We start from the raw sequence: 20,775 nt of genomic DNA on the forward strand, positions 1-20,775 counted from the left end.
TCTACATAACGAGCAACCGATATCTAAAGAGGTTTCCGTGTCCCGTACAATTATGCTAGTCCCAACTGATACACGCGTAGGTTTAACCAGCGTCAGCTTGGGTGTTATCCGTTCTATGGAACAAAAAGGCGTTAGCCTGAGTGTGTTCAAACCTATTGCACAGCCTCGTGTTAAAGGTGCATTAGATCAGACAACCGCAATTATCCGCTCCCACTCTACTATTCAATCTTCAGAACCTTTAAATATGGATTATGTTGAGTCACTACTCAGCTCAAACCAAAAAGATGTTCTGATGGAAGAGATTGTTGCTAGATACCATGAAAATACCGCTGATGCAGAAGTTATTCTCATCGAAGGTTTGGTACCTATGCGTAAGCATCCTTTTGCTCAATCATTAAACTATGAGATTGCCAAAACATTAGGTGCTGAAATTGTTTTCGTTACTGCATTAGGTAACAACACCGCAGAACAGCTAAAAGAGCGTATTGAATTTGCTCGTGCTGAGTTCGGTGGTATTAAAAATCAGAATATTACGGGTGTTATCGTTAATAAACTTAACGCACCTGTTGATGATCAAGGTCGTACTCGCCCTGATTTATCAGAAATCTTTGATGATTCAAGCAAAGCAACTATCTCAAATGTTGATTTACAAACCATCGAAAAAAACAGCCCACTACCTTTACTGGGTTGCATTCCATGGAACTTTGACTTAATTGCTACCCGTGCAACGGATATGGCAAAACACTTAAATGCGACTATCGTTAATAAAGGCGATATCGAAACTCGTCGTATTAAGTCTGTCACGTTCTGTGCTCGCAGTATCCCACATATGTTAGAACACTTCCGTCCTGGTTCACTGTTAGTGACTTCAGCGGATCGTCCTGATGTATTAGTTTCTGCATGTCTTGCTGCAATGAATGGTGTTGAAATCGGTGCTATTTTACTGACTGGTGGTTATCAAATCGATGCTCCAATCAAACAGCTTTGTGAACGTGCATTTGAAACTGGCTTGCCTATCTTTATGGTAAATGCAAATACTTGGCAGACCTCTTTAAATCTGCAAAGCTTTAGCTTAGAAGTACCAGCAGACGACCATGAACGTATTGAAAAAATTCAAAACTACGTTGCTCAACATATCAATGCAGAATGGATTGATTCATTAACCGCTAATTCAGAACGCCCTAACCGTTTATCTCCACCAGCATTCCGTTATCAATTAACTGAACTAGCTCGTAAAGCGAAAAAACGCATCGTTCTGCCAGAAGGTGATGAACCACGTACGGTTAAAGCAGCCTCTATTTGTGCTGAGCGCGGTATCGCAACATGTGTTCTGTTAGGTGATCCTGAAGAAATTCGCCGCGTAGCAGCAGCTCAAGGTGTTGAATTAGGCACTGGTATTGAGCTTGTTAATCCTAAAGAAGTACGTGAAATCTATGTACCTCGTTTAGTTGATCTGCGCAAAAATAAAGGCATGACTGAAGTTGTTGCTCGTGAACAGTTAGAAGATAACGTTGTTCTTGGCACATTAATGCTAGAAAAAGGTGAAGTTGATGGTTTAGTTTCTGGTGCTGTTCATACCACCGCAAACACTATTCGCCCACCACTACAGTTAATTAAAACGGCACCAGGTAGCTCACTGGTTTCTTCTGTGTTCTTTATGCTGTTACCAGAACAAGTTTATGTTTATGGTGACTGTGCAATTAACCCAGATCCAACCGCTGAACAACTGGCTGAAATCGCAATTCAATCTGCAGATTCTGCCATTGCATTCGGTATCGACCCACGTGTTGCAATGATCTCTTACTCTACTGGTAACTCAGGTGCAGGTAGTGATGTAGAGAAAGTCCGTGAAGCAACTCGTTTAGCACAAGAAAAACGTCCTGATCTGATGATTGATGGTCCTTTACAATACGACGCAGCAGTTATGGCTGACGTTGCTAAATCTAAAGCACCAAATTCACCAGTTGCAGGTAAAGCGACTGTGTTTATCTTCCCTGATCTGAACACCGGTAACACCACTTATAAAGCGGTACAACGTTCAGCTGACTTGGTTTCAATCGGACCAATGTTACAAGGTATGCGTAAACCAGTGAATGACCTTTCTCGTGGTGCATTAGTTGACGATATCGTCTACACCGTTGCCTTGACAGCAATTCAAGCAAGCCAACAAGAAAACGCATAATTATTGAAGTTTGCTTCAATTAGAACAACGCCAGATGATTAATTTCATCTGGCGTTTTTTATTCTACTGATTTTCTATTTAACTAAAATTCGAGGCAGTCTCAAGAGCTCAACAACTTGATTCTGTCTCCTTTAAAAAGGAGAGTCAAGAGAAACCCCACTTATAAACACACCATACAAAAACAACTAATACATTGATTTTACTTATTTATTTAGACTATTTTTATTCAGAAAAAGATAGGAATGAGGTCGATTTCTGTTAGTATGCAGGTGGGTGCTTGGATCATTTTGGTTCAAGCATTTGCGAGCGCCAAAAAGACGAAAGCCCCGAATTTTAATTTACTAAAATCCGAGGCAGTCTCAACGCCAGACAACGTCGATTCTGTCTCCTTTAAAAAGGAGAGTCAAGAGAAATGACTAAATTTGCCCTGATAGGGCTGATTGCTGTCTGCATGACAGCACTGTGTTTATCACTACTTAGGCATGAAAGATTATGCTCTTTCAATATTCGTAGTGGTCATACAGTAGTTCAAGCGACTTTATCTTGCGATAAATAGCTTTGTGGGGGAATTTTCCCCCACAATTTCTCATAACACGTTGTTGCGTTTTGTGGTTACAAGCACCCTACTTTAATGACTTACAATACACAGATGAGTACCCCACTTCTCGCCCCCTCTCTTTCACTCTTATTTTCACAATAATAAAACCAACTAACGCATTGATTTAACTAATGTATTTACACTGTTTTTACTCAAAAAAAGATAGGAATGAGGTCGATTTCTGTTAGTATGCAGGTGGGTGCTTGGATCATTTTGGTTCAAGCATTTGCGAGCGCCAAAAAGACGAAAGCCCCGAATTTTAATTTACTAAAATCCGAGGCAGTCTCAACGCCAGACAACGTCGATTCTGTCTCCTTTAAAAAGGAGAGTCAAGAGAAATGACTAAATTTGCCCTGATAGGGCTGATTGCTGTCTGCATGACAGCACTGTGTTTATCACTACTTAGGCATGAAAGATTATGCTCTTTCAATATTCGTAGTGGTCATACAGTAGTTCAAGCGACTTTATCTTGCGATAAATAGCTTTGTGGGGGAATTTTCCCCCACAATTTCTCATAACACGTTGTTGCGTTTTGTGGTTACAAGCACCCTACTTTAATCAACTAACACACGTTGATTAGTTGCGCCCCATAAAATGGACATTTCAGTAAATAGCGCACCACTGATATCTTCAACTTCTTCAGCTGTAATCTCAGCATTACCTTGCTGACCAAAAAACACCACTTCATCACCTGATTTGATATTTTTAAGGGAGGTTATATCAACAATCACAGTATTCATGGAGGTTTTACCCAACACAGGAACACGTTGACCACCAATTAATGCATGCCCTGCATTACTGAATACTCGTCGATAACCATCAGCATAACCAACGGGAATATTGGCTAATACAGAGTCACGTTTTAAGGTATAAGTACGATCATAACCCACTGTATTACCTTTAGGATAATAATTGATTGATGCAATATTTGATTTAAACGTCATCACACGTTTGTAGTCTGTGCTTGCGATAGTATCACCATAGAAAATACCACCAACACGTACCATATCTAACCATGATTCAGGCACCGTGATCGTGGCAAAGGTATTTGCCATATGTAGTATCACATCTTTACGATCTAGCCCTGTAACTTCCAATACCTTTTGCGATTGCTGTTTAAAACGTGCAAGATCTTCTCTTACTTTATCCGCATCTTCTTCAGGATAGTGAGACATAATACCAACCACTTTAAGGTTAGCTAACTGGGCAATTTGCTTCGCTTCTTCAAGCCCTGCTTTGTTATTTACCTCTAAGCCATTACGCGACATTCCACCTGAATTTAACGCCAAATGGATAGGGATAATTTTATTTTGTTGTTTAGCAATAACATCTAATTTTTTTGCCATATCAAGATTGCCAATTAACTCTTCTACATTATAGGCAGTGGCTTGAGACATCTCTTGCTCTGTCGCGTTACGAACTCGCATTAAACGCCCGTTAAAACCTAAATCACGTACCTGTTTTAACTCTTGGTTATTGGTCACACCAATACATTGCACATTGTTTTCAATCATTACTGGTGCAACGAGTGATAAATCATGACCATAAGCATCCCCTTTTAATACTGCACAAAGAGAAGATTTCTCGCCTAACAGCGATTGAACTTTTTTCACATTAAAATCAAGCGCACTGCGTGAAATTTCAATCCATGAGTTATTAACAATTGCAGGCTGAACCTGAGTTGTTTGCGTTACTGGTGGATTGTAATTAACCGGTTGTTGACAAGCAGTGATAACCAAAAGAGGTAACAGCGCAAGATATCGTAAACCAAAAGACATCTTATTTTTCCTTAGTGATTGTGATGTAAGACCTTGAACCAATTATTTTGTTGTAATTAATTAGGCACGAAAATATACACAATGTGAATATTCACTAAGGATAATAAGCATTTTTATTCATAAAATAAACATATAAATTCATATGTTATTATTGATATAACAAAAAAACCTGCCAAGGCAGGTGCTAGCTCTCTTTTTAGATAAAATTTGAAAAACTATCACTGATAGTGTTTTTATTTGATAGTTTACAGTGGATTGGTTTTATCCCCGTGCATACGGGGAACACCCATTTCCTGCATTTATAAAATAGTAATCATTCGGTTTATCCCCGTGCATACGGGGAACACTGGTAACGGGGATAAGTGGGTTACTGAAATTCCGGTTTATCCCCGTGCATACGGGGAACACTGATCATACTCTTCATATTTCATTTTATATTCCGGTTTATCCCCGTGCATACGGGGAACACTATCATCAGGGCATTGTGCCATGTTATAACCTCGGTTTATCCCCGTGCATACGGGGAACACTTCTGAGCTTCTTCTAACTTCTCGTCATACTGCGGTTTATCCCCGTGCATACGGGGAACACTGTGTATCTTTGCAATCCAGTTATAGCCCTGTGCGGTTTATCCCCGTGCATACGGGGAACACCGAGCCCTACAAGTGAATATGGATTTCATTCGCGGTTTATCCCCGTGCATACGGGGAACACCTGCTCAACCGAAGGTGTTAATGCCGCACTAGCGGTTTATCCCCGTGCATACGGGGAACACATGATTATCTGGCAAATGTTGCAGTTAATAATCGGTTTATCCCCGTGCATACGGGGAACACGAAGTAGGGCGCTGAATATAGTGTCTATGTTCAGGTTTATCCCCGTGCATACGGGGAACACTTATCGAACATTTCGTATAAATCATCTTTCAGCGGTTTATCCCCGTGCATACGGGGAACACTTAACAGTCACATAAACGTCACTCAAGAAAGCCGGTTTATCCCCGTGCATACGGGGAACACTGATATCGCGGTTTTACTTGAGCGAGTTCTGGCGGTTTATCCCCGTGCATACGGGGAACACATTATCGTGTGTATATATGAACTCTCTAATATCGGTTTATCCCCGTGCATACGGGGAACACGGTTCAACTGGAAAAGCCGCTGTGTTAGAAGACGGTTTATCCCCGTGCATACGGGGAACACTAGTTAGTAGGAAACGCAAATGAGTTAGTTTGCGGTTTATCCCCGTGCATACGGGGAACACGGTCAGACACAAAGAAAACATATTTAAACACCCGGTTTATCCCCGTGCATACGGGGAACACTCTAAATATATTTAATTGATTTAATTAAATAAAAAAACATATTTATTTCTACCAAATATTATTCTTCCTCTTCTAACGGTTTAAATAACACTAATCTTAAACCATCAAAGTCAATCGGTTCACGGCGATTTTCTCCATAGGTTTGAAAATCAAAACCTGACTCAGTATTTGTTCCCCATGCCATAACAACATTGCCATCCTCTGCTAATACATTAATTTGTTGCCAAATCATTTCTCTTATTCGTGCTGAGACATTACCTATATAAACACCAGCCCTAACTTCTAATAGCCATACGGCTAATCGACCTCTTAATCGAGGTGGTACAGATTCAGTAACAACGACAATCATACTCATTGCTATTTTTCTCTATGACCTTCATCACCAAAAGGTCGTGCTTGAGGGATCGCAGGAGGTTGAGCATCAGAAGGTGGTTCAGGAGGCAAAATATCACCAGCAGAAAGAATTTCCTCAATTAGAGGAATAAGCTTATTTAATGTTTGATGTTTACGAAATGCTTCTCGGCAGGCAAGACGAACTTCACGATCAGGGGAAATTACTTTATATGACGCTACTTTAAAAGCAACAGGCACCACGGTATCAAATTTTATGATATCAGCAATATCATAAACAAATGAAAGCGGCTTTCCTGTATGCAAAAAACCAATCGCAGGAGCATAACCAGCTGCTAAAATAGCTGCCTCTGTTACACCATATAAACAAGCTGTTGCCGCACTAATACAGCGATTAATAATATCTCCAGCTTCCCAATCTTTTGGATCATAACGCCGACCATTCCAATCGACGTTAAATTCTTTCGCTAACATTTGATACTGTTTTCTAACTCGCGCGCCTTCAATTCCTCTTAATTGATCAACGCTTCGTTTTAGTGGCGCGGGTTCGCCAAAACGAAGTTCAAACATTTTACGCACAACTTTTAGTCGTAAATCATTATCTAGCGCTAATTTTGCCTGATAAAGTAATCTATCTGAACGCGCACCACCGGGTTGTCCTACAGAGTAAAGCCGAACACCTGCCTCACCAACCCATATCAATAACGTTCCTGTTGTTGCTGCTAATTTAACCGCCGCATGGCTAATACGCGTACCAGGTTCCAGTAAAATACAAGCCAGCGAACCTACGGGAATAAGCATCCTTTCGCCATTAACTTCATCGATAACAACAAATGAACCATCTTTTACATCAATTCGCCCCATGCCAATAAAAATCATTGAATAACGATCTTTAATTGGAATAGGCTTTAAAGGAATAAACGCCATTAAATAGTCCTAATTAGCATCAACCCACAGCCAAAGGCTTTTGCTCTACCAAATCCTTGTTGGTATTGTTGCCAAAAAAGAGCAGGATCTTCAATCGTAAGGGTACCTTGATAATCAACAGAAGAAAAAGCCATTATTTTTCCTGACGATTTTTTAATACGTTCAGGCGTATAGGCTTTAATATCTGGCAAATGATTTAATGAAATCCCCCACTTATTTAAACGCTTTTCAGAACTTATCCAATTTAATGCGGCTTGTTGCATTAAATTATGAATATCATCTTGATTATAATTGTTGGCATTTAATTGAGCCTGCTTTTTAGCATGCATAAGAACATCATGACGATGTTGTTTTCCCTCTTTATCGGTAATACAAATCGTTGGATTTGCTCTTAATGAAAATGCCAATTTCATTTTTGTGGTTAATTTGGGTAAAAAAGGTTTGGTTTCTATTTTAAAAAAACGGTGTTGAATAGTTGGCATTACAGAAGAAAGTATATAAAAAATAGGCGTTCCATTTTTCTCCATTTCTACTCGATAAAGAAATGAGCGTTCAGTTTCTTCAGTAAATAGCTGCCACAATAACTGATGAATGGTATATCCTGCCTGCCGTTCGTTTGCGAGCAACGAGTGTAAATAGTCAGTGGAACCGCCTATTGTAATTCTAGACAAGTACATTATTCGCCCTCCTTTCTTACACTCATTTGGTACATTTCGCGTTGGCGAAATTGCCAGTGCTGTCTATTTACAGGCTCATCCCACGGATGCAACGTCATTATATTTTTACCCGCAATTTCTTGACGACTTCCTTCCCAATAGTAAGTTACCCACCCATCTGAACTAAACCAATAATTATCCGCTTTATCAGAAGACATAATAGCTGGGAATGTTATATCTAATGCGTCTTGTAGTTGTTCTGTTTCTACAATTTGAGGCATCATTGGTAAAGATAGCGGACAAGACTTACGACCTAAACTTAATGTGTAAGTAGGCATAAGTAATGCATTTTTAAGTTTATCTAGTGTATATTTCGAATGATCAGTCAGCTTAATTGCTATAATCCATACGGCATCACATCGATAGTCTCGATTAGATAAAACAGTATTTAGATCTTTTTCAGCTAATTCGCTGCGCCGGGTTGAATGTATTATATTCTTGCGTGCAGAAGGCACCTGAGCAGTATGGTAGTCTCTTAATAAAGTACTCGGCACTTTCTGTTTTACTGCAACTAAAACACTCTGCTGTAATTGAGTAAGTGCTAATTCATCTTCTCGCTTAATTCCTAATGCAGCACCAAGAAAACCTAGGATAGCTGAACGCGATGGCGCCAGCCCAGTTTGCCTATCGCCACCAACAGCGGGTAATCCCCAACTAGCAAGGGGTCCATAAAGCCGAAAAACGAGATATTGTGCCATGATATCTCCTTATTATTCAGCGATAAATTGTAATAATTCAGAGAGCGAGCCTTCTCCTGTTGCGGCATTTAGCTGATAACGTGAATCTGCACAAGCGCCATAAACTTTATCAAAATTTTCCATGCGTTGATTTAATGCTGTTATTGCAGAAAATTCCATCTCTTCATCATCGATAGGTTTTAAAAATGCGACAGATAAAGAGCGTGGTTGATAACTTCCTTTTTCAGCTAAAACATAACTTGCATATGCACGAGAGGCAAAACTGTTTTGCTTACCTGTTGGCGATACTTTGATAGCTACTTCAGTTAACGCTTGAATTGCTTTATTGGCGAGCTCTTCATTGCCCTCTAATGATTCAATTAACTGAGTTTTATTAATGCAGATATAACTATAAAAAAGCGCAGCCGCAAAACCCATTTCACCAATATGAGCAGACCCTGCATCTGTTTTACCATCATTTAAATCATCTACAGCAGTAAAATAGTCATCTTCAACAACCGCACTATGAACACTAATAGCATGAGCGACTTGGCAAGCGGCTTCGACATTATATTTTGGAGCGGATGCTAGCATTCGACCAAATAATGCAATATCAACAGATGTTTTATTCGATTTTAAATCATCTAATTCTGCTTTCGTTGGTTCTCTACGTTCTTCAATAAGTAATTTTATTAAATCGAATGCTTTCACTTTTTCAAAATGACTAATATGAACAAGTTGTTCAGTTTCAATACTCTCTTTTTTTAGTTTGCCATATTGGTCAACCATTAACTCTGTCCATTTTTTAGCTTCTTTTTCCGCAATACCACCTTTAATTAATTCATCATATATTTGTAATCCAAACTGCTTAGTACGAGTCCCTATATTGCCTGAAAGTGCAACATCAAATAACTCAGAAGTACGCCAATGACGCTTTAAACTTTGTGAACTTATTCTTAAACGCTCAAAACCACCCATTCTTGCTGTTTTTGGGCGGCCTAAATCATCACGATTTAAATTAGAAGGTGCGTAAGAAGTAAGAATATGTAACTGAATAAATTGGCTCATTGTCTTTATCCTGTTTAATTTTATTAAAATAGTTAAATTGCGGCTTGATAATATTTCATTGCCCACTCAACGATAACTTGTTGATTAGTTTTTACAGTTCGAATTCTTTGTTTTTCTAAAACCCATTTTTCAATATCTTTACACATTGAAAATACAGATGCTTTTCCTTTAATTTGAATTAGAATTCGTCTTAAGCGCCTTATAAATTCATCATAAGTACGAGAAGATTGAAGTTGTAAAAAACGTGACTCGCTGATAATTGACTTTTTACTTTCATCTTTTTCACCCGCTACCGTAGCAAAGTGTTTATCACTATTTTGTGTAATATAAACTAACACCGCAGTAATCGTTGCCCAACGCTCAATATCCTCTGTTTTAGCTTGATTAATTAAATCCGTTGGAAAACTAAGCCATAATGCGCGAAACCCTTCCGTTAACATAATTGCAGTAATAGATTCGCAACGTTTTAATTCTGCTTTATATCGATTAGGTGCTGGTGCAATTCCTTTTTTTCTTAATTCATCCGGCGATAAAAATAGGCTTTCCCACCAACGTAGCACATTAGCTTGTAATTCTGGATGACTATGCAGAGTAATATTATCCGATTTATAAAACCCCATGTTCCTCTCCATTTTTCTTAGTAATTTTAAAATCTGTAGCAAAGCTTTTTATTTTTTTATTGCCATAAAGATCTCTGATTAAATTTTGCCTAGCCTTTATACATCCACTCACTGTTTTTTGTGTGCCTAATGAAGACAATGCATATTCATCAAAGATGGAAAAACAAATATTTCTTATACTATTTAGCCAAAGGCTAGCTTGTTCAGGTGTTAAAAAGTCATCTTCCTGAGTTTGTTCAATAATATTTTGTACTGTTGAAAAAAATATACTCTCGCTTCTTTGCCAAAAGGTTAAATCAATAAAACTTATATCGCCTTTTATATCTTTAGGTCGTTCAAACCATGCCGCTTTTATCTGATTTCTTAAACTTTTCAAGCATTCAGTAGTCAATGATTGAATAAGTTTTATTTCATTAATTACTTTATTATGATATTTATCTTCTATATGAAAAATAGGCATTTCTAAAGCATACCATCCTCTCGGTTTCATATTATCCATATCATAACCAAAAATAAGTAATCGAGGTTTTCTTGTAAACTCTAATGATTGATATAACTTTAGATAATGACTAACTACAGTGGCACATTTTTGTCCATTTTCACTACTTGATAATAGTAATCTATCCCAAAGATTATAATGAATTCCGCCTTCCCTTCCTTTAATAGAATTAGGGAAAGTATCGGGTTTTTTAGTGTCCCAGTAATAAGGCGTTAATGGGTGTAGCCACCCTTCTTGGTAATCTAAACCATAATTTTTAGTTAAATAGTATTGCACTGTAATATTGCTATTTTCACCACTAATTTGGCATGTTGCAGGCTTATTTTCTGCTTGTAATCTTATTCTACGAGGCATAGCCCAATACATATGAAGAGGATGAACATCATTAGGATAAACTTTTTCTCCCATTCCCTCTTTTAAGTTCAATGGTACTAACCAAGGGAAAATACTACCATCGTAAAAATTTGGCTCATCATATTCCCAAAAATCACGATTAATCACATTTAGCCATAGCTTTTGCCATAACGTTGCCTCTGTATCGGTAGGTGATATCAAGGTAGTTAAAGGACCGCCTCCCCTTAAACTTACTCGATGGCCTTGACCTCCACTAGGCGCATTTATCTGTAGCGTAAACAGTGCTAATACTGCCATTTCTAATGACATTACATCAGCAATGCCTCGTTTAATAAAGTGATCAGTATTCTGCTTTATTCCATTTTCACCCGGTGCATCAATTAATAATTGCGCTATAGGTATATTTTTTTGCTCTTCTAATGAAGAAAAATCCTGCATAAATAAAGGTGCTTCACCTGTTACATTAAAAGCATGAGCGACTTTATCAAAGGCACTTTTTAGCGTGTTATCTGAAGGCGGTGTTGCAAAATATTCTTCCCACTCATCTTCATCTTCTGGTGCAAATACCGTTTGTAATAACCCGATTGCAAATTGGTAAGCAGCACCTTGAAAATCGGCTCTATTTAAAGCAAAGTCGATAATATCAGGGTGAGAAATAGCTGAGATAGGAAGGGTTTTTATCTCTCCATTACGAAAACGAAAAGGCAACCAAGGTTGATTAATAATATTCATGACAATTCCTGTCTTTCACTAAAACCGATTAAAGGATCATATTGATAATTTATATCTTCTTCTGGTATCCACAATTGTAAATAGCGCGTTTGTGGATATTGTTTATTTATCTTTTCTTTTATATTTTCAGTTACAGTAGTGAGCTTATCGGCATATTTATTTTTCGAAATTTTTACAGTACTTAAAGCAATAGAAAAATTAGGATCCTCTACCCAAGGAAGATAATTATCTTCTATTTTCTTTAATAAAAGGACATTAGCTATTTCGATATCGCTGTATCGTGTGCTTATATCATAATAATCTTCTGTCCAAAATTCTGAACTCTCTTCACTGTAGCCCTTATTTAATTTTAATAGTTGCAATTGAGCTTTTACTGCTTTTGCTCTTTGTTCACCCAAACTATTATTTTCTTGTCGAATTAACGATAGTGGAATTTCATTATAAGCATTATCGCTATAAACTGACTCAATTAATTGCCGCGCATCTTGTGGCATTTTTATTTCACCTAATTGCATTAAGCTTCTTAACGTTAACCATAAACGCCCCGGGGAGCGATAAACCGCTTCTGTAGATGAAAAATAGTGAGAAAGCCAATTACTTGAAGGTTCGTCTGTAAATAATGGTGCATGCACATATAATATAGGCGCTGTACGTTTATCTTGTTCTGTTGCAGTATAATCACCAGTTATTGTGCGAGTATGTCGATGCAGTCGTCCTGATCGTTGAATAAGATCGTCAATAGGACAAATATCTGAAATCATAATATCTGCATCAGCATCTAAACTCTCTTGAAATACTTGAGTCGCAATTAAGACTGTACCTTTTCTTTGTTTAGCTGTGCTCAGTTTTCCAAATCGATTTAATACTTGTTCTTCACGTATTTTCCTATCTTGTAGTGTAAATCGGCTATGGAATAACAGGCAATTATCTTGATTTTCAGGTAGCCTTTGATTTATATCACGATATGCTTTAATAGCATCATTAACCGTATTTCTAATCCAAACAACACAGTTTCCATTATTTACTGCACTCACTATAATATTAATACAGTCTTGTTCTTCATTTATTATTTCAACGTTTACTTGTCGACTGACTTCCTTTCTACTTTCTAAAGGATATTCCATCATTGCTACTTTGGGGGAATATGTTAAGTGTGTTGCTAATGGAAAACTTTTTGACTGTATCATTTTTTGCGGCTGATCTAGTGCATCAAACCAGCTATTAATAATTCTTTGTCTTTGCTTAAGTGATAAAGTGGCTGTTAGTAGAATAACAGAACCACCTTGATATAGATGTGCAGATAACAAATGTTCAATAATTTCAAACATAAATTCATCTGCAGAGTGAATTTCATCAAAGATGATAACTTTTCTATTTAATCCTAATAATCTTAAAGGTTGGTGCCTTCTAGGGAGCATGGCTAATAAAGCTTGATCTAGCGTTCCGACACCAATTGTTGCTAATAACGCTTTTTTACGAGAATCAGATAACCACTGATAGCATTGTGCAGATGCAGTATTATCTCGACTATTATATTGTTCGTTCCCATCTCTAATAATATTAGTAAATTGTTCATTCATAATGCTAGCACCATGTGCAAGTACAATACTGGGTGCTTCGCTATTTTCATCAAATATTTTAGTATAATAATTGACAATTCTTGAAAACATGGCATTAGACGTCGCCATTGTAGGCAAACCAAAATAGAACCCATCAGCAGCATCAGCTTCCATTAATCGATGGGCTAATGTTAATGCTGCTTCAGTTTTACCCGCTCCCGTAGTGTCTTCTAATATAAAAAGTTGGGGATGTTCATTTATTGGTACTTTTTCAGCCCATTGCTGTAGTGGTGTGGGTCTATAACCAAAATTATGCTCAACAGAAATAAAAGGAGATATTTGGTAATCTCGCTTAAAACCACTTGATAATATAGCTTTCTCTGCTTGCTTTAACGTTAATAACCAATACTCAGATAATGAAACTCTATTTTTATAATAAGGAAAATACTCATTATTAGAACCAATCCAGTCAGCGAGTGTTGTCATTCCCGCAAGAAGCCATGATATCTGTTTTAATCTACCTAGCCACTCTTTATCATAAAAAAGCGCTGCTGAAATGCTAGGGTTAAATAATTTAAAAGCATCACAAGCAAAATTAACCGCTGAATTTTTATTATTTTTATGGATAAAGTTTTCCATATGCTCAATGTCATTCTTATTAATTGGTTTTCCATGATGCCCTAATACTGTTTCAATAATTATCAGAAAACCATTTGATAATTTACGCTTATTATAATCACCGCCCGGTATTACCAAAGAAAAAATCGTTTCTTTTATTTCGTTCCAAAAATAATAACCTAAACGATCATGGCGATAATTTTTTCCATCGTAAGAAAACCGACTTTCAGGTATTTGCTTTTTATCAATAATATTTTGACTAATATATTGAAATGAAGAAGAAAATTTCCCCAAATCATGAAGAGAGAGTATAAAACCAAATAATTTAACGAAGTCTTCGGGGTTAATCTGTAAGAAATTAGAAATATCTTTCACAATTTTTGTATCTGCTGAAAATAATATAGAGCCAACAGCTGCTACATCGAGACTATGGTAAGGAAGTAAGTGATAACACTCACTATTACTGTCTGATTTAAATTTACCCCAATAGCTGTAATAGTCTTTATTCATATTAACCTAATCACTATTTTCTATATTTTGCAGTCTATAATAAATAACAACTATTTTCTTAATTTAATACTAAAAACTAGACCGACCCCTATTTATTTATAACTCTACTATTTTACTCGGTATACAAACAATAATTTTATAAATGTCATTTTATTGTTAAAAATAATAAAAAATACTAACTATTACTTATTCGTTTATTTTATAAAATAAAATTAGAAGCAATATATATTTAAGAATAATTATCCCCGTGCATACGGGGAACACAAGTTAATTGATTGGTTAGTGATGTATATTTACGGTTTATCCCCGTGCATACGGGGAACACGTCAAGCACACACGCGAAATATGAAGGTAAGGCGGTTTATCCCCGTGCATACGGGGAACACTTAATCCGCGCTTTTTAATAGTTCAAATATAGCGGTTTATCCCCGTGCATACGGGGAACACTGCCATAAACTCATCTGAGAACTCGTTTTTCCCGGTTTATCCCCGTGTATACGGGGAACACCATTTTGATAATGTATTCGCGAAACATATAGGCGGTTTATCCCCGTGTATACGGGGAACACGCAAACCGAAGCCAGAGGCCGTACACCTTTGGCGGTTTATCCCCGTGTATACGGGGAACACTCAACATGCTCTACACACTGGAATGCCAGTAACGGTTTATCCCCGTGTATACGGGGAACACCAGAAGCTCGCGCATTTCGTCTTCGTCCATGCCGGTTTATCCCCGTGTATACGGGGAACACATATGGATGCTGATTTACCTAATGAACCAATCCGGTTTATCCCCGTGTATACGGGGAACACAAACAGAGACGCCACTTGATGAATTCTCGTTGCGGTTTATCCCCGTGTATACGGGGAACACATACGCCATATCCAAATTTAACCATTCGCCCACGGTTTATCCCCGTGTATACGGGGAACACTCGGTCTCTTTTCAACATCACGAGATAGCTGGCGGTTTATCCCCGTGTATACGGGGAACACTAGAAAGGAAACAAGAAAGCTAACCCCTCCTCCGGTTTATCCCCGTGTATACGGGGAACACGGAGATGATGAACAACCGAGATACGACACTGATGGTTTATCCCCGTGTATACGGGGAACACACTACCCCTGCCTCCCCGAACACAGAATTTATCGGTTTATCCCCGTGTATACGGGGAACACGTCCATCTCTGCTACAGCTTGTACTTCTTCGCCGGTTTATCCCCGTGTATACGGGGAACACAAATCACGGTACGCATAACAAAGAGCCGTAACCGGTTTATCCCCGTGTATACGGGGAACACATATTTACCATCGCTAATCATGTCGTTTAACGCGGTTTATCCCCGTGTATACGGGGAACACTTATCACTCTATGCCTGATGACGTTTGTCAGGCGGTTTATCCCCGTGTATACGGGGAACACGGTCAAGAACTCCAGTTGAAAGCCCTGATAGCCGGTTTATCCCCGTGTATACGGGGAACACTATTTAATCCAAATATGTGGTTTTCCATTAAACGGTTTATCCCCGTGTATACGGGGAACACGATGAATTCCAAATCCCCGAAACAGCGATAGGCGGTTTATCCCCGTGTATACGGGGAACACTTTTTTGTAGCACCACTAATTGATTGAATTGCCGGTTTATCCCCGTGTATACGGGGAACACCCCGTAAGCCTCGGCTAACCCATTAACATAGGCGGTTTATCCCCGTGTATACGGGGAACACGGTGTACACCACTGGTCGCCAATTTCTTTTAGCGGTTTATCCCCGTGTATACGGGGAACACTCATGGATAGACTTTCTTATATAGAAAGAGGGCGGTTTATCCCCGTGTATACGGGGAACACACGTACAGACTACAAGATCCCAGCCCAATTTCCGGTTTATCCCCGTGTATACGGGGAACACTTCTTCACTACTATCTTTTAGTAATAATAATTCGGTTTATCCCCGTGTATACGGGGAACACAATATGATTATTTCGATACGTTACTAACATCTCGGTTTATCCCCGTGTATACGGGGAACACCATTGCACCGTTTTTATCAGTGATAGAATCGTCGGTTTATCCCCGTGTATACGGGGAACACAGTACAAACAGAGGATGAGGTAATTTCAACACCGGTTTATCCCCGTGTATACGGGGAACACTTAGCAATACAGAATAAGGTATACCCTGCTCACGGTTTATCCCCGTGTATACGGGGAACACTGCGCGATAATTAATACCATCTACAAGACTATCGGTTTATCCCCGTGTATACGGGGAACACTCTAATCATAATAGATTGAATATAAAAAAGAAATTTAACTCTCTCTTTTTTACCAAAAAAACATAAAAAAAACGCCCTAATAAATTAACTTTAATAAGGCGCTTTATTTAGCTTAATTATTAAAACAATCAACGAACAATAATACCTAATAGAATACCGATAACACCAAAGTCAGCATCACTAAATGTCGTATTCGCAATCCCTATATCGCCAAGTACTGGCAATAGGAATACAGGTAAGAACGTAATTAATAAACCTTGAGCAAATGCACCTAATATTGCACCACGGCGTCCTCCCGTTGCATTACCAAATACACCTGCGGTTGCACCCACAAAAAAGTGTGGAACAACCCCCGGAATAATTACTGTCCAATCTAATAAATAAAGTATAAACATTCCAATAACACCCGCGGCAAAGCTACTTAAAAAGCCAACTAATACTGCGTTTGGTGCATAAGGAAAAACAACTGGGCAATCTAAAGCAGGTTTTGCATTAGGTACCAATTTATCTGAAATACCTTTAAATGCAGGAACAATTTCAGCAATAACCATACGGACACCTTGCAGAATGATATAAACACCCGCTGCAAAGGTAATAGATTGCATTAACGAGAACATAAACCAGTTTTTACCACCACTCACTTCACGAACAAATGCATCGCCCGCAAATAAACAAGTAATGATAAAAATAATCCCCATAGTAAAGGCGATAGCCACTGGTGTGTCACGTAAAAATAGTAAGCTTTTTGGTACATTCATCTCTTCCGTTGAATGCTCTTTATTACCAAATTTACTACCAATAAAACCAGCTAACACATACGAGATAGTTGAGAAATGCCCTAATGCAACATCATCAGAACCGGTAATTTTTTTCATATAAGGATGTGCAATAGCAGGGAAAAATACCATTGACACCCCAACAACTAATGAACCTACCGCAACTAATACGGTGCCTTCTAAACCTGCTGTTGCCAAAATAACCGCGACCATCATCGACATAAATAGCGTGTGATGCCCCGTTAAGAAAATAAATTTCCACGGTGTTAAACGAGCAATCAAAATATTAATCAGCATGGCAAAGAACATAATCAACGCCATCTCTTTACCAAAACTTTTTTGTGCAATAGAGACTATCGCTTCGTTATTTGGCACAACACCTTGAATACCAAAAGCGTGTTGGAAAATAGTAGAGAAATCACCCAGTGAATTAATAACCAAGCCAGCACCAGCACCTAAAATAACAAAACCCATAATGGTTTTTACTGTGCCTTTTATGCACTCTGTAACTGGTTTTTTCTGAGCAATTAAACCTATCAGTGCAATTAACCCCACTAAAATAGCAGGCTCTGAAAGCACATCACTCATTAGAAAGCGGAAAAAGTCCATAATAGGCTCCTTATAGCGCGCCTAATTCACGTAATGCGGCAGAAAGTTTCTCTTTCATTGCCACTTTATCAATCATATTATCCAATGAGACAACGATTCCATTTACGGCTTGTGCATTTAATTGTTCGGCGATATCTCGGGTGCCTACATAAATATCACTTGGAGTACCTTTTGCTGAACCTAAATCTACGTGATCAACTTCTGCATTTACCGCTAAATCTTTTAGTATGCTTTTGATGCTAATTTCCATCATCAAGCTACTTCCTAAACCATTTCCACAAACAACGGTAATTTTCATTATATTCCCCTTGGTAATTTCAATAATTGTTAATTAATAGTTGTTGATAACCGCAAACACTTCAGCTTTGCTTTTGGCATTAAGTAACGCTTGAATATCTTTATCGTTATCAAATAATTCGGCTAATTTCACAATGGCATTAATATGGCTATCGTTATCTGTTGCAGCCAACACTATCAGTAGTTTCACTGGATCGTTTTCATCAGCACCAAATTCGACACCTTGCTCAACAATGGTTAAAGCTAAAGATAATTTATTAACGCCCTCTTCTGGTCGAGCATGCGGCATCGCAATGCCAGGACCTAATACATAGTATGGTCCAATTTGTTCGTGTGATTTATAAATTGCATCGACATAGCGAGGCTCAATATAACCTTTATCGATCAATGGCTGACATGCCACTTTAATCGCTTCTCGCCAATCACTGACATGTGAAACAACTTGCACAACATCAGGTGTTAGTAATGTTTTAAGCATATTTATAACCTTAGTGAAGTATTCTTTTCGCTTTATTACTAATGATAGTAATCATTTATGGTAGCGCTATCTAGATAGAAAACTCACAATTGTGATAGCGCTATCATTTTAATAAAATGTTAATTGCAGAAAATGCCAACAATTGCCACTGTATTGTTTCAGCATAATAAGAAGATTTCAGGTAGGATCTGCACCCAAGAAAATTGAGATAAACAAGTATAAAAAAGAATGATAAAAACACGTAAGCGCAGAAATACAGGTCGCGTCACTTTACAAGATGTCGCCAAACATGCAGGTGTCGGTTCCATGACCGTTTCACGCGCATTGCGCACACCTGAGCTTGTTTCTGATAAATTAAGAGAAAAAGTCAACCAAGCGGTTGAAGAGCTTGGCTATATCCCTAATGCTTCAGCTGGCGCATTAGCATCAGCACAAAGTCATATTGTCTCAGTTCTTTTGCCCTCTTTTACCGATAAAGCCAGTGCTGATTTTATGCAATCATTGCAACACGTGCTTAATCGTCATCAGTATCAGATTTTAGTAGGATGTTATGAACATCAACCCCATAAAGCGACTGATGTCATCAATATGCTGTTACAAAGTAACCCCGCAGCATTAGTCACTTTTGGGTCTCAATTAAGTGCTACCCACTTTTTGCATATTAGTAATGCCAATGTACCTGTGGTGAGTGTTGCAAGCCAATCTAATGAACAAGCGGCTATTAGTATTGAATGCCCTTATGAGCAGGCAACTTTTGAGTTAACAGACTATTTAGTCTCCCAAGGTAAGCGTTGCATTGGTTACATTGGTGCATTGCAAGGGCAACGTTTTCATCATCAGCAAATTACAGGCTGGTCTCGAGCTTTGCTTAAAAATTATTTAAATGCAGAGCAAAGTGTAACGACACCTGATCCTGCTTCGATGGCTTATGGACGACAAGCGCTAACCGAAATTTTATTACGCCAACCTGAATTAGATGCGGTGATATGCAGTCATGAAAGTATTGCGTTAGGAATGATATTTGAATGCCAGCGTAGATTAATTAAGATCCCTCAGGACTTGGCTATCGCTTGTTTGGAAGGCTCTGATAACAGTGCTCAGATCTTTCCTTCACTTACCTCAATCCATTTTGATTATCATAAAATGGGCAAAGATGCTGGAAAACATCTGATAACACTTTTACAGCGACTACGAGACGAAGATGATAACGCTATATTTGAAGATACCGTTATCAACCATGCTTATCGCTTTGAAACAGGGCAAAGTACGCCTTAATCGACAGTTTCTCTTGTTTCTAAACGTGTGCTGTTATTGCGTGTTAACCAAAGTGAAAGTGCTTTTAGTGAATCGGGAGTGAACTCATCACAACGTTCTGTGATTTCAGAGGGAGTCAACCAACGAACTTCCTCAATTTCTTCTGCTTGTAAAGCGAAAGGACCGTGAGAAACACAACTAAATAAGCTGCCCCATACGCGACAACTTTCGTCGTCATAATAAAATTGCCCATGTTCAGCAAAAGGAACACCCGCAATACCGAGTTCTTCTTCTGCTTCGCGACGCGCGCTTTCTAGTAAGTTTTCACCTTGTTGTACAACACCACCTGCTGTGGCATCTAACCAACCCGGATAAAAATCTTTTGTTTCTGTTCGGCGTTGTGCCAGAATTTTACCCATACCATCATGAATGACGATATACGTTGCTCTGTGTCGTAGGTTTTCCGCTCGCATTTGTTGACGTGTTGCTTGAGCAACAACTTCATTTTTATCATCAACAATATCTACCCACTCGACCACTGCCGTATTTTCTTGTTCCATCCTCAACAAAC

Annotated in this window: 17 protein-coding genes and 2 CRISPR repeat arrays; of the genes, 4 read left to right on the plus strand and 13 right to left on the minus strand. The window is 38.4% G+C overall.

The annotated features are described in order from the left end of the window. Positions 1-37: 37 nt before the first annotated feature. From pta to ABN099_RS06170, 3 genes are all read left to right on the plus strand, one after another. Positions 38-2,182 carry a phosphate acetyltransferase gene (gene pta, locus ABN099_RS06160; RefSeq protein WP_349462795.1) on the plus strand — a complete coding sequence of 715 codons (2,145 nt, stop codon included), beginning with the start codon at positions 38-40 and terminating at the stop codon, positions 2,180-2,182. Positions 2,183-2,594: 412 nt separating this feature from the next. Further along, positions 2,595-2,738, plus strand: a complete 144-nt coding sequence (locus ABN099_RS06165) for a Hok/Gef family protein (protein WP_071788551.1) — start codon at positions 2,595-2,597, stop codon at positions 2,736-2,738. 380 nt (positions 2,739-3,118) lie between these two features. Continuing rightward, positions 3,119-3,262 (plus strand): Hok/Gef family protein, encoded by a 144-nt coding sequence (locus ABN099_RS06170; RefSeq protein ID WP_071788551.1) that lies wholly within the window; start codon positions 3,119-3,121, stop codon positions 3,260-3,262. Positions 3,263-3,334: 72 nt separating this feature from the next. Here ABN099_RS06170 and alr read toward each other — a convergent pair whose 3' ends face one another. The 12 genes from alr to ABN099_RS06230 form a co-directional block, all read right to left on the minus strand. Continuing rightward, positions 3,335-4,558 carry an alanine racemase gene (gene alr / locus ABN099_RS06175; protein ID WP_349462796.1) on the minus strand — a complete coding sequence of 408 codons (1,224 nt, stop codon included), beginning with the start codon at positions 4,556-4,558 and terminating at the stop codon, positions 3,335-3,337. Between the two features lie 257 nt (positions 4,559-4,815). Further along, positions 4,816-5,882: a CRISPR direct-repeat array (repeat unit 29 nt; unit sequence CGGTTTATCCCCGTGCATACGGGGAACAC). 58 nt (positions 5,883-5,940) lie between these two features. After that, a complete protein-coding gene (gene cas2e, locus ABN099_RS06180) occupies positions 5,941-6,237 on the minus strand; it encodes a type I-E CRISPR-associated endoribonuclease Cas2e (protein ID WP_023581709.1) in 297 nt (98 codons plus the stop codon). A 2-nt stretch (positions 6,238-6,239) separates the two neighbouring features. After that, the gene (gene cas1e, locus ABN099_RS06185) at positions 6,240-7,160 is read right to left on the minus strand and encodes a type I-E CRISPR-associated endonuclease Cas1e (RefSeq protein ID WP_349462797.1); all 921 of its coding nucleotides are present in this window, start codon (positions 7,158-7,160) and stop codon (positions 6,240-6,242) included. After that, the gene (cas6e, locus tag ABN099_RS06190) at positions 7,160-7,837 is read right to left on the minus strand and encodes a type I-E CRISPR-associated protein Cas6/Cse3/CasE (RefSeq protein ID WP_349462798.1); all 678 of its coding nucleotides are present in this window, start codon (positions 7,835-7,837) and stop codon (positions 7,160-7,162) included. The genes cas1e and cas6e overlap by 1 nt, the downstream gene beginning before the upstream one ends. Then, entirely contained in the window at positions 7,837-8,574 is a 738-nt protein-coding gene (cas5e, locus tag ABN099_RS06195) for a type I-E CRISPR-associated protein Cas5/CasD (protein ID WP_349462799.1), read from the minus strand. Before cas5e ends, cas6e begins: the two co-directional genes overlap by 1 nt. A 12-nt stretch (positions 8,575-8,586) precedes the next feature. Continuing rightward, positions 8,587-9,621 carry a type I-E CRISPR-associated protein Cas7/Cse4/CasC gene (cas7e, locus tag ABN099_RS06200; protein WP_349462800.1) on the minus strand — a complete coding sequence of 345 codons (1,035 nt, stop codon included), beginning with the start codon at positions 9,619-9,621 and terminating at the stop codon, positions 8,587-8,589. A gap of 32 nt (positions 9,622-9,653) precedes the next feature. Next, positions 9,654-10,241: a type I-E CRISPR-associated protein Cse2/CasB gene (gene casB / locus ABN099_RS06205; RefSeq protein ID WP_349462801.1), complete on the minus strand. Its 588-nt coding sequence runs from the start codon at positions 10,239-10,241 to the stop codon at positions 9,654-9,656. Then, complete coding sequence (gene casA, locus ABN099_RS06210) at positions 10,228-11,826, minus strand: type I-E CRISPR-associated protein Cse1/CasA (RefSeq protein WP_349462802.1); 1,599 nt, start codon at positions 11,824-11,826, stop codon at positions 10,228-10,230. The genes casB and casA overlap by 14 nt, the downstream gene beginning before the upstream one ends. Next, on the minus strand, positions 11,823-14,513 hold the full coding sequence (gene cas3 / locus ABN099_RS06215; protein WP_349462803.1) for a CRISPR-associated helicase Cas3': 2,691 nt from the start codon (positions 14,511-14,513) through the stop codon (positions 11,823-11,825). Before cas3 ends, casA begins: the two co-directional genes overlap by 4 nt. Positions 14,514-14,748: 235 nt before the next feature. Further along, positions 14,749-16,790: direct repeats of the CRISPR family, unit length 29 nt; unit sequence CGGTTTATCCCCGTGTATACGGGGAACAC. A gap of 128 nt (positions 16,791-16,918) precedes the next feature. After that, positions 16,919-18,175 carry a PTS ascorbate transporter subunit IIC gene (locus ABN099_RS06220; RefSeq protein ID WP_349462804.1) on the minus strand — a complete coding sequence of 419 codons (1,257 nt, stop codon included), beginning with the start codon at positions 18,173-18,175 and terminating at the stop codon, positions 16,919-16,921. Between the two features lie 10 nt (positions 18,176-18,185). Then, the gene (locus ABN099_RS06225) at positions 18,186-18,473 is read right to left on the minus strand and encodes a PTS sugar transporter subunit IIB (RefSeq protein WP_349462805.1); all 288 of its coding nucleotides are present in this window, start codon (positions 18,471-18,473) and stop codon (positions 18,186-18,188) included. 33 nt (positions 18,474-18,506) lie between these two features. Beyond that, positions 18,507-18,950 (minus strand): PTS sugar transporter subunit IIA, encoded by a 444-nt coding sequence (locus tag ABN099_RS06230; RefSeq protein ID WP_349462806.1) that lies wholly within the window; start codon positions 18,948-18,950, stop codon positions 18,507-18,509. A gap of 228 nt (positions 18,951-19,178) precedes the next feature. On the opposite strand from ABN099_RS06230, the gene ABN099_RS06235 reads away from it, so the two are divergent. After that, positions 19,179-20,225 carry a LacI family DNA-binding transcriptional regulator gene (locus tag ABN099_RS06235; protein ID WP_349462807.1) on the plus strand — a complete coding sequence of 349 codons (1,047 nt, stop codon included), beginning with the start codon at positions 19,179-19,181 and terminating at the stop codon, positions 20,223-20,225. Here the strand turns inward: ABN099_RS06235 and yfcD are convergent. Further along, the gene (gene yfcD / locus ABN099_RS06240; RefSeq protein ID WP_349462808.1) at positions 20,222-20,764 is read right to left on the minus strand and encodes an NUDIX hydrolase YfcD; all 543 of its coding nucleotides are present in this window, start codon (positions 20,762-20,764) and stop codon (positions 20,222-20,224) included. The two genes, ABN099_RS06235 and yfcD, sit on opposite strands and share 4 nt — an antisense overlap. Positions 20,765-20,775: the final 11 nt, after the last annotated feature.

The sequence above is a fragment of the Proteus hauseri genome (assembly GCF_040139125.1).
GTDB classification, from domain to species: Bacteria; Pseudomonadota; Gammaproteobacteria; order Enterobacterales; family Enterobacteriaceae; genus Proteus; species Proteus hauseri_B.

What these genes read in the sequence shown, in the direction of transcription:
- casB (WP_349462801.1), bottom strand. Translation starts at nt 10,241, where the DNA reads ATGGGGTTTTATAAATCGGATAATATTACTCTGCATAGTCATCCAGAA.
- cas1e (WP_349462797.1), bottom strand. Translation starts at nt 7,160, where the DNA reads ATGGCGTTTATTCCTTTAAAGCCTATTCCAATTAAAGATCGTTATTCA.
- ABN099_RS06165 (WP_071788551.1), top strand. Translation starts at nt 2,595, where the DNA reads ATGACTAAATTTGCCCTGATAGGGCTGATTGCTGTCTGCATGACAGCA.
- ABN099_RS06170 (WP_071788551.1), top strand. Translation starts at nt 3,119, where the DNA reads ATGACTAAATTTGCCCTGATAGGGCTGATTGCTGTCTGCATGACAGCA.
- yfcD (WP_349462808.1), bottom strand. Translation starts at nt 20,764, where the DNA reads ATGGAACAAGAAAATACGGCAGTGGTCGAGTGGGTAGATATTGTTGAT.
- ABN099_RS06220 (WP_349462804.1), bottom strand. Translation starts at nt 18,175, where the DNA reads ATGGACTTTTTCCGCTTTCTAATGAGTGATGTGCTTTCAGAGCCTGCT.
- ABN099_RS06235 (WP_349462807.1), top strand. Translation starts at nt 19,179, where the DNA reads ATGATAAAAACACGTAAGCGCAGAAATACAGGTCGCGTCACTTTACAA.
- ABN099_RS06230 (WP_349462806.1), bottom strand. Translation starts at nt 18,950, where the DNA reads ATGCTTAAAACATTACTAACACCTGATGTTGTGCAAGTTGTTTCACAT.
- cas7e (WP_349462800.1), bottom strand. Translation starts at nt 9,621, where the DNA reads ATGAGCCAATTTATTCAGTTACATATTCTTACTTCTTACGCACCTTCT.
- cas5e (WP_349462799.1), bottom strand. Translation starts at nt 8,574, where the DNA reads ATGGCACAATATCTCGTTTTTCGGCTTTATGGACCCCTTGCTAGTTGG.
- cas3 (WP_349462803.1), bottom strand. Translation starts at nt 14,513, where the DNA reads ATGAATAAAGACTATTACAGCTATTGGGGTAAATTTAAATCAGACAGT.
- casA (WP_349462802.1), bottom strand. Translation starts at nt 11,826, where the DNA reads ATGAATATTATTAATCAACCTTGGTTGCCTTTTCGTTTTCGTAATGGA.
- alr (WP_349462796.1), bottom strand. Translation starts at nt 4,558, where the DNA reads ATGTCTTTTGGTTTACGATATCTTGCGCTGTTACCTCTTTTGGTTATC.
- ABN099_RS06225 (WP_349462805.1), bottom strand. Translation starts at nt 18,473, where the DNA reads ATGAAAATTACCGTTGTTTGTGGAAATGGTTTAGGAAGTAGCTTGATG.
- cas2e (WP_023581709.1), bottom strand. Translation starts at nt 6,237, where the DNA reads ATGAGTATGATTGTCGTTGTTACTGAATCTGTACCACCTCGATTAAGA.
- cas6e (WP_349462798.1), bottom strand. Translation starts at nt 7,837, where the DNA reads ATGTACTTGTCTAGAATTACAATAGGCGGTTCCACTGACTATTTACAC.